1 protein-coding gene (cut by a window edge) is annotated in these 15,715 nt (G+C 39.5%); it reads right to left on the bottom strand.

The features are described 5' to 3' along the window. On the bottom strand, positions 1-15,697 hold the start of the coding sequence (locus PHV30_01650) for a hypothetical protein (protein MDD5455717.1). The gene continues 20,747 nt to the left of window position 1, outside the view; only the first 15,697 of its 36,444 coding nucleotides appear in the window; its start codon is at positions 15,695-15,697; its stop codon lies beyond the left edge, outside the window. Positions 15,698-15,715 lie beyond the last annotated feature (18 nt).

Below are 15,715 nucleotides of genomic sequence, written 5' to 3'. Positions count from 1 at the left end.
CCGAGACGTAAAAAGCATATACGTCATCCTTGAAAGTTAGTGAAAAATTATAAGAATTTACCGCGGCAGTCGGTACAAGATTATTACTGGCGATATTAACCTGTGAATAATAATTTTTTGACACATAATAATTCAGGGAAACATTATAGGAACAGACACCGCTTCCTCCTAAATCTCCCGGTTCCTGCCAGTTCCATGTTACCCCTGTATTTATAGAAGTAACGAACACATTCAGTCCGCTACTGTCTATGGTCGGTCTTTGTATGTATTCCGGAGCCTGAAAATCCAGCCAGACGTATTCCGACTGATTTCCGTACATTGATCTGTTGGTCTCTCCATCTTCCATTGCCACCATGATGTAATAGTCTCTGCTGGAACAATACGTGGGATTGAAATAAAGGTTGTATGTAATCTGCGCTCCGTCATTTGGTATCGGCACCCAGTAACTAAGAGATACAATTTTTAACACATCCGGCTTGCCATAAGCGTTAGAACTTAATATGACATTTGAAGAAAAAACCTGTATTACAAACGCTGAAACCCCGGACGAATCAAATTCCTTTGTCCAGGTATAAGACTGAGTAGGAATATTCATGTAACGACGATCGGTAGAAATACGTGTCTGGTTATGTACATCTTCCGGACCCAAAGCATTACCATCATAAACGGTTGTATGCAATATATTCATGCTGCTCCAGTTGCCGGCGTTATCCTGAGCCCTTACCTTAAAGTAATATGCCACTTCAGCGCCCAAAGGAATTTCCGCATCCGGTGTGACTCGTCTGTCAGAGGCTTTTAATTCTTTGCCGCTTTGTTTGGCCGCGTCCGGTCCCCAATAATATTCCAAGCGCGCTATACCGCTACCCGAATCTGTATATAAATCGCTGGTCCAGTAAAAAACAAGTTTTGTGCAATAATTCTGTGCTGTCTTGTCATAAATATATACAGAACCTGTTGGCTGTTCATCAGGCCCGAAATATTTGGATGTAATAGGATAGCCATTCACGGCCTGTAGCCCTGGATCAGCAGCTTTTGCTGGTGCCAGTGTATCTATTTTTAAATTATTGACTGCGCCAAGCACATCGCTGGTATTTCCCGCGTTATCATAAACAACTAAACTCCCCTGTATAATATTATTTTCCGCATAAGTATTTACATTGTCCGTACAACGTATATTATTCGAAATATTGCTCCACAAAGGGGGTTTTGGTACGCCCTGAACTGTTATGTCCACTCGATATTTCAATACTCCGCTGTTTCCAGGGTCATCGGGTTTTGTCCAGTACCATAAATTATTATTGTTTTTGTTGCTCCAAATATAGTCACCCGATTGTTTTCCGGAGCTGGGCCAGAACCTTGATGGCTTTTTGGGAGATTCTTTATCAAAAAATAATCTACCGGATTGGTCCTCACCGCTTTCCAGCAGCGCGTTATCCCTGGCCCGAAGTTCAATCTGGTACTGATCGCCGCTTTTACCTATATCCGAATTAATAATGACAGAACGATTCGTTAAATATCTCTCATCTACTACAGTTCCATCTTTATTAATAATCTTCACATGGTAGTCTCTTAAACCTGATCCCGTACCGGGATCACTTGCTATATTCCAAAGAAATGAATAATTAGTACTTGTATAAGCAACATCTGTCAGATTGGGTAAAGATGTTATATTCGGTGTATTTGGTGGTGTAGCGTCATAATAAAGATAAAATAAATTCCACCAGCTGCCCCAATACAGTTCATCTCTGGCCTGTACCTGAAAACGCGTAAGACCTTCTTGGGGATATTGAAATTTCCCATTTTTATTATTGGTTACTCCCAGGTACCCACCGCGATCATTCCAGGGATTATATTGCAAGTCCGGCCCCCAGGTAAATGAACCGCTCCAAATCATGTTCAGTTTGTTATTGCCTATCCAGGTGCTATCCTGCATTATGTCCGGGGCTATTACCCAGCGGGCGAATTGAGCTGGAGCGTAATAGTCCGTAGCCCAGGGAATCCTTGTTTGTGAACCTGTGCCGGCATCTAAAGTGGTTCCCCTGTTACCTGCATTATCAACAGCCTGAAGTTTGATTTTATCCTGTCCGGCTGTAACGTTATCCATTGAGCCTGAGTAATAATAATTTTTGTTATAAGTATTGGTTGCGAGCACGGAACCGCTGTTATTGTATACATTCCAGGAACTGATACCGCTGCCTAAAACATTATAGTTATTATAAGCAGTCCAGTCTCCATCCGGAGCTCCCCGCCAGAACCATACATAATTCGAACTACGATTTTTCAGGTCGTCTATAGTTGTAGAAAAGCTAAGATAACTTCTCTTTTCTCTGCCGTTGGTACCATCTATAAAATCCTTTAAACGCTGTTTTATTAAAGCTTTTTCTGTGGAACTATATCTGTAATAGTATGGCCAGCCCCCTCTTAACTGAAATTCATAATTACTATGATAGTAATAGTAATAAAGAAATTGGTCAGTTATAGCCCTCTTCGATCCCTGAACCGGTTCCTGTCCACCAATATCTCCATAACTTGTTAAAGCGTTTATTAAATATGCGCCGGCATAGTTACTGGAAATACCAAGACCGTTGAAATCCGAGCCGTCATCCCAGACATATCCGTTTTTATAAAGCTTGCTTAGAGAATCAAAACGGTCGGAGCCACCCGGCAAACTGTTAATAAAAGTGCTAAGTGGTGATGTCCCATAATAAAAGTAACCGCGTAAATTACCATCCACACCATAGCCGTTAATCGAATACATTACGTTATCACGGTCAGCTACGCGATCACCCAGCATCTCTCCGATTATATTCCAGACAATATTTCCTTCTGTATTATATGGCGCTACCCAGGTGTTTCTCACTACCGGAGATAAAGGCTGTCCGGGATTTCTGCTATCTATTATCCACCAGTTGGTGTATAAATCAGCATCCAGCCTTTTACTGGAATTATTATTAAAATACTCATTCTGAGCTGATTCATGCCCGAATTCATCTTTAGCAAGTACTTTAGCATAAAAATATTGTTCCAGACCACCATTCATATTTGATGTAAGGTCAAAAGTTTTTTGGGTTTGTGCTGACCAGGTTGATTCATCGTTATATTTTGCCACACCATCCCGATCATACAAAATTACACGGTAAACGATATTGCTGGTACTACCTATATCGGTTGCTGCCTGCCACGAAATTGCGAAGTTCATATTTTTTGTAATTACGTTGCTTACCGGACTTACAATAAGCGGATTAGTCGGCGCGAAATAATCGACTTTGGTAATATATGGGTCACTCCAGACAGACCAGTTGCCTGCCCAGTCCTGGACCCTTACTTTGAAATATTTTATATCGCCCGGATAACCTCCACTGGTAGTATTTATTCGCCAGCCGTTAATATTATTATTGGTCTTATGGAACATATTATACCCGGCCCACTCAACTCTCAGATTGCCTACCTGGGTTGCCAATATATCATTTGGACCTAAATTGGACGGATCGTTAGTATATCCATAGTAAACCTGATATTGTTGTATACCGCTGTTGAATGTGGCCGGGGCAGGTGGATTCCCGTCCCCCTTATCCCCCCACGACCACATATACATATATTTATCGGTATAAAAATCATGCGCTACATTTTGCTGGTTTGAGATGTTAATCATGCTACGATCTATTTTGGGTGGAGGGGTTTTATCAATTATCACCCAGTTGCTGGTATTGCTCCAGTCACCATAATTTCCTGCCCTGTCCACTGCTCTTACTCTAACTTCATATTTATATCCGTCCTTTAAGACACCGCCTCCGGGATGGCTTAAAGTCAATACTATTCCTTTATTTTTAATATAACTGGGATTTGTTAGAATACTTGTACTTGTGGTACCGGGATCATTTGGCCCGGTATAATAATATACCCTGGCTTCATAATGATCTATACCACTACCGGCGTAACTGTCATTATCATCTTTAGCGTCTCTGACCGGATAAAAACAGACCTGCGCGGTATCTTGAGTTACATAATCTTCACCGTCAGCGATCATTATATCCTGCACAGCGGAAGGTGTAAGAGTATCTATAAACAGGTACTCTGTCCCGTTACTAAAAGCAGAATACGATCCGTCACCGTTTTTTATCCTGTATTTAACGAAATATTGATAATTAGGTTCAAGATTATTTAAAGTAATTACTGCTTGTTTGGTAGCTAAAATCTCCAGACTTTCTCCATTTGCATTTATTGTTATAAGAGCATTTAAGTAAGCCTTATAGATACGAACGTTAAAATTCTCTGAACTTGCCAGATTAACCCCATTATTTATACTAACCTTGGCCTGATATCCGGTTTGTGTAACGTAATCCTGGTTTATAAAAAGAGGTGTAACAAACTTAGGGTCTGCCGGTCGAATATCTTTTAGCTCCGTAGGAGGTCCCTGATAACCATAAACAAAGCTAAGCTGCCAATTGGCTGTATTATTGTAATAATCTGATGCTCTTAGCCATAAATTATAGGTCACAATCGGTGGTGCAGAATTTACAGGTATGCTGAATGAGGTGACCCTGTTGGTTGTAAATGTATAACCGGAATCAGGAGATTGACCTGCTTGTTTCCAAGCTACATCATAGCCTTTAATCCCGATAGTATCATCCTGTCCGGGCATCCAGATAAAATGAAATTTGTTCACATTTCCCTGGGTATACGGTTTAACTTTAACATATGATCCGATACCATCGTTAGCAAAAACGGAGTATAAAGTAATATTGGAACTATTAGCCAAGGGCGGGTTCTCAGGAGGAGTGTCATCTATTATCTGGTCCCTTATCTTTTTCCAGTCTCCGGCATTGCCAACCTTGTCTATTGCCCGCACATAGGCGATAAACGTAAAATCCCCGGGTAATGGATAAACAAATGTCGGTTCGGTCATACTAATGGTACTGCCTATGGCCTCAGCGTCAATTGGCAACATGTCTTCCGGCGCTGGCCCATTAGTATCCGGATCCCACCAATATGTTACTACTTCGTAATTGGCAATGCCTGAACCGGCTGTTTTTCCGGCTACATTATCTTTAGGCATACCCCAGGACCAGGTTGCGTCAGTACCGGTTTTGGTAAGCACTCTCGGATTTCTGGGTTGGTCGGGTTTAAAATTGTCCATTAATACAGTATTACTCATCAATCCGTAAGACATAAAATCCGATGTATACTTCTTGGTGCTATTCCAGCCTACATTATCTTCAGCTGCTATCACTCCATAATAAGTATATTCATTAGCCAGGCCTGCGCTTACATTAATTACATACGTATAAACCATAGAACCAGGCACTCCTGTTCCGTTAGTTGTCGGGATCACTATAGTCCCTGAAGATGTTACCACCGCTCCTGTAGCGTCAACTCCAAAATATTTGAACAGGTACCGTTTTATACCTGATCCACCTCTGTCTAGTGCTTCTACCCAGGAAAAAGTAAGCACGTTCGAACTGGAATAACCGACACCATCATTCAGCCTGAAGTCTCTGGGATTGCCAGGCTCAAACCCGTCATAATAAAAATTAACGACAGGTTGCCAATTAGTAGTGTTCCCGACAGTGTCTTTGGCCCTGAGAGCCAGGTAATATTGTATTCCTGTTTCTTTTTTTTCTAGTACAGGTGTACTGAAATACATGTTGCGGCTGTTCGTCAGGTTCATGCCGCTTAAGTAACTGCCTTCCCAAAAATTATTTGTAGATGCGTCAGGATTACTGTTTTGTCCAAAACTGGCACCAAAATAGGCGAATCCCGCGGAATAAGGTTCTTCCTGGTCCTGTACGTTAGTATGGGCTATAAAACTAAATTGATTTTTCGACGTCCATTGGCCATTAATATTGCTTACATTATAGGGAACGCTATTAATTACATATTCCGAATAGGAATAATTCAAATTCGGTGGCAATTTATCAATTCTGAAACTATCCAGCTTTCTATAATCTGTTGTTGTATTACCTGCCCTGTCATAGGCTCTATACATCCAGTAGAACATGTTGGCGTTTCGATCGTCATTATCGGAAATACCCCATTCTGTACTGCCCCCTGTATCCTTATCCCAGGAGAAACGGGATATATTGGTAGTGATATGCGTATGTGAATCCCCAATCGGATCTTGCCAGTCTCCTTTATTTAATAAAACCATGTTATAGCTGATCCCGGCGCGGCCCACATCATAAAGTCCTGTTATGCCCATATTAAGGCCATCATCCAGCTTGGCTATGTTATTATTCATACCATAACCTATATCACTATTTGATATATGCAAGGCAGGAGCCCTGGTGTCGTATATATAGGTCATGGCGATAACCCAATTACCGGTATTTCCTGCTTTATCCATGGCGCATACTTTAAAGTAATACAAATCCTCAGGTAATCCGATTGCGCTGGCGATATATTGTCGTCCCGCCTCAGTATTCGGCAGTCTGTTATCAATACCATAATTTGTAGAAGTTGGATCATTGGTCCAGACATAACAAAAATAAGACACTCCGGCTATTCCCACATCACCCGGGTCATCCCAGGTAATTACAACCGAATCGGCCTGACGGCTGGTAATAACCTGTTTATAACCGTTTGGAAAAACCAGCGCTTTAGGTGGCATAGTATCCCTGCCTACTAAAATAGCGATAGGTTGCGAAGCATTAATGGGTTGGGCATGATCTTCTGTATAAATACATATGTAGTTCCAGGTTTCCTTCAAATCATCCCAACTGATATTTATTGTGGGGCGAAAAATAGCTTTGCTAATATTGTCGGTCAACGGCCTCCAGTTTATAGATGTTCCCATTTCCTCAGAGTAGTCATCGTCATACATAATTCCGTATCGTACTGTTTTTACGAGAGAATAATTGTCGCTGACTACCGTAAACGTGTATGGTTGCAGCCACATCGGCAGGGCGTTGTAAACATTTACCGAATCTATCATCACGCCTTCTAATGCAGGGGGTTGTGTATCTTTTTTGATCACCATATAGGTACTGGAAACCAGCTTGTTGAAACTCGGGTCCGTATTATTGTTATTAAAAGATACCCAGATTTCATTATAACCCTCATATAATGTCTGGAAATCTATTGCCCAGGGCTGATTATATTCTCTAAGACGCTGCGATGACAAATCTGCTATTTGATGCCAATCCATATGCGGATTATTGCTAACGCCATAATATATCTGCTGTAGTTCATATACTCCGGACAAATCATAAAAACGCAAATCTATTTGCGACATCCAGGCCGGAGCCTGGCTGTACCAGGGAGTTGTCTCGGAAAATCTGTTTTCCCAGACCGGACATTCACCTTCCACATAGTTATAGCTTAAAGTATCTCCTGTAAGTATTTTTTCCACAGCGCACAAAAATCCGCTGTCCACTGTGTTGCCTGCCCGGTCAGATACCACTATTGATAGGGTATTTATACCGCTGTATAAATCCTGCAGACGTATAGACCATTTCTTGGTATATACGCTTTCCCCTACACCGAATATTACATTCAGCCAGGTCTTTTTTACACTTCCATCCTGAGCATTATAGGTTATACCCACACAAATCGTAGCCAGGCCTGAACCTCCGTCATCGTTGAAGGTTACAGGTATACTTTTCAAAAAATCAATAACATTCGGACTGGTAGCCGCTGTATATAACGGTAATAGAGACTCTGTTATGTGAAACTCTGGTTTTATCACATCTTTAAGCACATAAAAAGCGTTGTTAGCGGTCACGTTAGTGGCATGATCATTAGCGCTTATCAGAATATTGTTAGTGCCATTGCTCAGATCTGCCCAGTCAAAATTTAAATATGTGGTATAGTTGCTTGCGTTATTATCATTACTTATTATACGGTCAATATGTCCTTCAGGAGTGACAATCTTGTACACAAGTTTCATCAACTGGGAACCGCCCAGGTCTGAAAAATTTGTTTGAATACTGCTCATCCAGGCCGGTTTTTCATTATACCAGCGATTATAATTAACCGGACTGACAGCAACAGAGAATGAAGGTATTATGGTATCTTTAAGCACCCGAAATAGAACAGGGCTCTGAACCTGCCAGCGCGCATTGTCGCTTATTTTGACCAAAATATCGTTAAACCCGTCTGTAAGCATATTCCAACTCACTGCCCAGCCTGACTTGTAGGTGACCACATTATTGTCTTTTGTCAGCCAATTCCAATTGACAATATTATTTATACTTATACCATACTGAATACCGTTAATATTGGAACTTCCCGAATCGCTAAAGGATACGGCCACACTAATTAATTGCGCAGGAGGAGCATTATACCATTGGCCGCTTTGAAAGGCTGAAATATTTCCCACAGCGTAAGTTGGAGCAATAGTATCTTTTAAAAACGAAAAAACAAAATTTTGTGTGGAATTTTTTGCCCGGTCATCAATGTATATATACACGTCGTTGCTGCCATTATGCAGGGCATTCCAGTCAATTGAAACCCCGGACAGATAGCTGGCCTTCAAATAATTGCTGGTCACACCCAACCAGCCTGAACTGCTGTTGTTATCAAGGTGAACAACATTATATGAAACATTGTTTATGTTTGAAGACCCTGTGTCATAACAATTTATACTTACATGGGTCAGCCAGGCCGGTGCTACTTTGTGCCAGTCGTTCAGGCCCAGCTCATATCCGGCATTTTCTACCGCTACAAATGATGGGGAAGTGATATCTTTTAAAACCGAAAATAAAGACAAAGAAACTACAGATCCGGCATTATCCGAAATAATAACTCTTATATCATTGGTACCCTCTTTTAAATTGTTCCAGGGAAGAGTCCAATAGCCAAAAGTTAGTATGGAAGCATCTCTGGTTAGATTAAACCATTGCTGCGACGCTTTGTTTAACACACCATAAGCTATGGCATTTATATTGGAACTTCCGACATCGTTAAATGAAACATTTATATTTTGCAGGAAACCAGGGCCTGTCCTGTACCAGGTCTGTGTATCATAGCTGTCGATATCACCTATATTAATTGAGGGCGGGATGTCATCCTTCAGTACCTTGAAAGCAAAACCAGCTGTTTGATTGGTAGCAGCATCAAGAACTTTTACATAAATGTTATTTGTTCCGCACATCAAAGAACTCCAGCCCACAGGAAGGCCTGTTGTCCAGTCAGGACTATTATAGCCGCTAACAACTGTTACCCAGCTGCCGGTTGAATGATCCTGTTCGCTATATATCTGATAATAAATTTGATTGAGATTAGAGTATCCTTCATCATGTGCAGTGAGATTCCCCTGGTTCAACCATGAAGGTGTTACTCTATGCCAGTCATTGAACCCCTTAATACCGAAACCGGGAGTGACAACTGTATATGAGGGCGATATGGTGTCAACCTTAATTTGTAAATATACCGGGCTTTCCGTAACCCAGCCCGCGTTATCACTAGCCCTGAAATATATATAATTTACTCCGTTGGTTAAAGTCTCCCAGGGTATCGTTACCTGATTAACCAGACTTGTGTTAAGCTGAGAAGCTAAAATTGAAGAGGTTGTTTGTCCGTTAGTCAATACAAACATCTCCAGATCATCCAATAAAGAATAACCGGTATCCCCCACAATTATATTTAAATCCTGATAATAATAATCTCCTGGTGTACCGGATGTAAAAGGTTTCTGATTATGCCAAATTGTATATTTTTCATCATACCAGGAATGCTGCATATCAGTGTAATTTTCACTGCTTTTTATTGTTGGTGTATAGATATCTTTTTTAATATACAACGCCAAATTTGTTGTTAAATTTCCAGCCCTGTCCCAAACTGAAACATAAATATTATTTGTTCCGCAGGGCAGGTTTGACCAGTTCAGATAATTGTTGTAATTGATTGTCGGATTAATTGTAGACTGGTAATTGGTTGTATTCAGGAACCAGGATGTTGTAACAGTTGAATTAAAGGTAACCAGTGATATCTGAATTGTTGCCAGATTGGAGTATCCCGTATCATAAAAACTGATAAATTTTGTGGATAACCAACCGGGGTCTTTTGTAAGCCACTGCTGGAAATATATTGCAGAAGTGACCACAAAAGAAGGCGTAATATCATCTTTATAAATGTGAAAAACATTTAAGGTTACTTTATTTGTAGCATGATCGCTCATCGAAATAAAAATATTATTGGTGCCGTTGACCAGAAGATTAAAATCAACATCAAAAGTTGTGGAGTATGACGATTGATTAATATTGTTTGCCAGAAAATATGTGTTGGATGTTACAGAATTCAGAAAACTCCAGGACAGTGTGTCCAGATTGGAGTACCCGTTATCGGTAACTTCCAGGTCCTTTATTGTTAGCAATGCAGTGGGAGGACGATTATACCAGCGATCATAGTCGCTGCCATTGGAACCGTTATAATGATAATTCGGGGGAGTTATATCTTTATAAATGGACCTGGCCAATTTATTGGTAGTATTGTTTGCGTTATCCGTAGCCAGTATGCAAATATCGTTTGTGCCGTTGATCAGGTCCGCCCAAAAATCTATTTTCCAGTTTATATCATAGGTAGTAACATTAATATTCTGTGATATCAGCACAGCTTTATAATATCCGTTATTGGAAACCAGATAAGACACTGCTTTAAGTTGTGAACCACCGTAGTCAATAAAATCAATATCCATCGGCAAAAATGAGGGGGTAGTATTGTACCATTTGATAAAATCACTGTCATGGGCAGACATGTTGTCCACAAAATCCGGTAAAATAATGTCTTTCAGAATATGACAGACATAAGAACTGGAGGCGTTACCGGCGTTATCAGTAACAATAATATAAATATCGTTTGTTCCGTTATCAAGATCTAACCAATCAATTTGCCAGCCGCCTGGATAGCTTGGATCACCAGAAGTAAGTCCCGTAATAGCGGTTGTTGCCCAAATCTTACCGTTTACTGATACTGAATATGCGGCAACATTTAAATGTGAATAAAGGTAATCACTAAAAGGTACCGGAATGTCATTATATACAACCTCGGGATGATTTCTCCATGTTGAAAAATAAGTACCTGTAAAATTACTTGAATCCACATTAATTGTGGGAATAATTGTATCTTTCTTTACATAATATATCGGCCCGGTTACCAGCTGATTACCGGCAATATCGTTTACGGACAAATAAATCTCGTTCACTCCATTTGTCAGTATGTTCCAGGAAATAGCCCAGATATTCTGATAATCATTCTGATCAAGCGGAATAACATTGCCTGTTATGGTTACGGTCTTTTTATAAGCGCCGTTCTGAACAATGTATTGTACAACACCCAGATTGGAACTGCCCACATCAAAGAAATCTATATCCATATTATTAAATGTAGCCGACGCCTGAGAGTGCCATTCTATAAAAGCAGTATCGGTCGGAGACAAATTTAACTTCATATTCGGGGTCAAGCTGTCCCTTTTTATATTAAAAAGATAATAGTTGGCAGAATTATTTACCATATCGTTTATTGAGATATAAATTTCATTTATACCGTTAGTTATCAACGTCCAGTCAATAGACCAATTCCGGGTAAATGTAAGCTGATTAACGTTCAGGGAAATAGCTCTCCAGACTGTTTTATTATTAAAAGAAACACCGTAATAAATATCTTTTACACCAGAAGCTTGCATATCATCGAACCAGACATTGACCGAGTTCATCCACGCAGCCGGGGCTTTGTACCATTTACTGCATAAATCAGGAGTTACCAGATTGTTTACTGTAGGAGGCACAGTATCCTTTCGAATTGAAAATAACTTCACAGATACGGTTTTATTAGTAGCATTATCAATCGCCTGCACATAGATATCATTTGTAGCGTCATATAGTTGGCTCCAGTCTATGCTGAAAGGTTTGGTGTAATTGTCACTGATGATATTTATCGATATAGGAATTTCTCTTACGCCGGTATCTGAAGATATAAGATAATAAACTTTATCCAGATGCGAGCCTCCCTGATCGTAAAAATTTACTGTTAACGCATCGAAAACATAAGGTTCCGGACGCAATCCGTACCATGGTTTAAATATTGCGTCTGTAGAATTAATTAAAGAAACAATCGTGGGATAAATAATATCTTTTTTTATTGACAGTATTTTGGGGCTGATAATTTTGTTCTCCGCATAGTCATTAAAAGAGAGAAAAATCTCGTTAATACCATTTGTCAGAGCCGTCCAATCTATGCTCCAGAGATTGGTATAAGTGTCACTATTAACATCGTTAATTACTATGGGGCATTCGGTTAACGTTTGATTATTTGAGACAACATAATGCAGTGCTTTCAATCTTGCCCCTCCACTGTCCGAAAAGTCTATGTCAATATTGTTGAGATTGTCCGGAGCTGTATTGTGCCAGTTATGTGTGTCCACATTAACTTCATTGATCTGATACGATGGAGAAACAATATCTTTCCTGATTGAAAATAATACACTGGTGGTAGTGACATTAGTAGCCCTGTCCATTATCACAGCTACTATATCGTTCACGTTATTGGTAAGCAGGCCCCAATTAACAGCCCAGGGTATATTATACGTTGGTTTTAAGAAATTAGTGGTAATAACTGATGTATTTATCAGGTTCTGGGTTACATATATTAAGTAACTAATCGTGGTGATATTTGAATAACCATAGTCGTTAAAAATCACATTCGTAAAATTAAATGTTGTGGGGTTTAGATTAAACCAGGTATTATTGTGCCAGGAAGAATATTTTGTATGAGCCAAGTCTTCCAGGTCCATGAACACTGGGTTCTCAGTATCTTTCAGTACATAAAAGACAAACCCGCTGACTTCATTTTGCGCCCAGTCATAAGCTTTCACATAGATATTATTGGTTCCTTCATATAGTGAGTCCCAACTAATCTTCCAGGTGTCATTGTATGAAACAGTACATAAATCCTGAGTTATCACATACCATGCTTTAAGTTCACCATTATTGGCTACTCCATAATATAAAGTCCTTAAGTTCGAACTGCCTTCATCGCTGAACCGGACATCAATATGCTGCAGCCAGGGAACCCTGCTTTCTTTGTTATACCAGATTGGATAAACCGACATATCGGAGGTTTCACGGTTTTCAAAACGTGGAGCTATATCATCTTTTTTAACATAAAAAACCTCGGAAAATACGTTATTATTGGCAAAATCGTTAAATGATACAAATACGCTGTTGGTCCCGCAACTTAAGGTATCCCAATAGAGTTGCCAGGTCTTCTGAAAATTTGATCCTCCGTAATTTTTGGTAATTGATGTCCAGTTTATTGTTGACAACGTATGATTATAAATACCGTAATTCATATCTTTCAAATTGGAACTTCCTGTATCGGAAAATTTGATATTCACCGCGGCAAGCCAGGATGGTGTTGTTGGATACCACTGCGTAAAATCTGCCGATACAGAGCTATTATATGAAGGATAAACATTATCCTTATATATACTAAACAACACGGAAGATTTTGTTCTATTGAGGGCATGATCATTCATGGAAATAATAATATCGTTAGTGCCGCAGATGAGGTTATTCCAGCTTAATGTCCATGGTGAATAATAATTTGCCGTATCTATATTGCTCACAATGTCATACCAGACAACCGGCTGATTGTTCCATGATACACCATACTGGATAATATTCAGATTGGAGCTGCCCAGATCTTCAAATCCGATATTGATTGTATTGATGGCTTCTAGCCAGGATTGTGTTGTGTTGTACCATATTTTAAATTTGGGATCATCCGGGTTTTCATTTATTTTAAGAGTAGGAGCAATTTCATCTTTCTTGATATAAAACAGTCTGCTGGTTGTTACATTCGTGGCCAAGTCATTTAGATTTAAATAAATATCATTTGTGCCGTTACTCAGCATAGACCAGCTTATAACCCAGTTATTCCTGTAGCTGTCCAGCCCTAATCCGGTCCCGTTTGAGATCACAACCTGATTATAAGTGCTATTACCGTTCCAGCTGACGATATAAGTCATCATGGCTAAATGAGAGCCGCCCTGATCAAAGAAATCCACGTTTACTGTAGCCATCCAGCTTGGGTCAAATTGTTTATACCATTTGGTAAACTTGGTCGAATTCAAGTCCTGCCCTTCAACATTGGAAAATGTAGGGACAATTGTATCTTTTCTTATAGAAAATGCCGGGCTTATTCTGGTGACGTTATTTGCCCTGTCATTAACAGAAATATATATCTCATTCAGACAATCTCCCAGATAATTCCAGGAAATAGGCCAATTGTTAAGAAAATCCGACATCCCCAGGCTTTTATTATCAGTTATGTCATACCAGTGCATCAAATTGTTATAACTTACACCGAACTGTAGTTCCTGCAGATCAGAGTATCCGCTATCATGAAAATGGATGTCTATCGTTGTCAGCCAATCAGGGGGCATCCTGTACCATATTAAAAACTTCGAATCATCGCTTTGGAAAGCCGAACTCACAATAATGGATGGAGAAATAATATCTTTTTTCAAAACAAATGACTGTTCAACCGTATTGTTATTGTCGGTATTAATCGTCTGATCAATTAATACCGAAGCATTATCTCTTACTCTTACATAAATATTGCTGGTACCGTTCCATATATTATCCCAGGCCATATTCAAAGAGATCGACAGACCTGCTACCTCATGTAAATCCCTGGAAATAGCTTCGGGAGACAAGTATTCGGTCTGATTATTTAATTTCGCTTTGTAAAATAAATCTTTAAGCCCTGAATTTCCTATATCAAAAATATTCGCGGTTAATCCTGTGAACCACGGGGGTGGTGTATTATACCAGATATCGATGGTTTGCGTTGACACATAAAAATTCAATGACGGCGGATAAGTATCCCGCTTAATCATAAAAATCGGCCCGACTGTAACAACATTTTCCGCGTTGTCACTAAAATTAATAAAAACGTTGTTTGTACCCTCCTGCATACTGTTCCAGGCTACACTTTTTCTTTTTGTGTAATTCGAAGTCGTAACATTGAATATATTATTCTTAATCGGGTCCGAACCATCCTTAATAATTACATAATCCGCATATTTTAATAGAGAATAGTTATAATCATAAAAACTTGTATCAAGTTGAACGGTCAGATTTATAGGCTGCTCCCTATACCAGTATGTATAGAGCACATCATTGCTATTAATATTGTTATTATATGTAGGATATTCTGTGTCCTTTTTTATTGTGTAAAGTTTTCCTGTGGTTTGGTTTAACGCATGATCATTCATGGAAATAATAATATCGTTATAACCGTTGGTCAGTGCTTCCCAGTTTATTATTAATGGAGCATTGAAGGTTACTACCCTTGCGTTTTTTGTAACCAGAAACCAGTTGGTTTGGCCTGTAATTCCATTATTATTATAGGAAACCATATAATATATATCATTCAGTAAAGATCCGCCCCAGTCATAAAGTACTACTGGAAAATTATCGAACCAATCCTGTTTTTTACCATACCAGCGTTCTGTATCTATTGTTTCTAATAAATTATAGGAAGGAGGTACATCATCTTTTAAAACCTGGAATAATACAGGACTCGTTATAACCCAGTTGGCGAAATCCTCAACCTTTACATAAATATCATTTGTGGCGCTTACTAATGCATCATACGATATAAACCAGTCTACATTATAAGCATCAGCACTGATATAATTCGAAGTTATTGGATACCACTGTATATCTCCATTGCAGGATATTCCGTACCAGGCCATTTTTAAATGCGAAAAACC

It is taken from the genome of Candidatus Margulisiibacteriota bacterium (assembly GCA_028715625.1).
Taxonomy (GTDB): Bacteria; Margulisbacteria; Riflemargulisbacteria; order GWF2-35-9; family GWF2-35-9; genus JAQURL01.
This window is presented reverse-complemented; position numbering and strand designations above follow the sequence as displayed.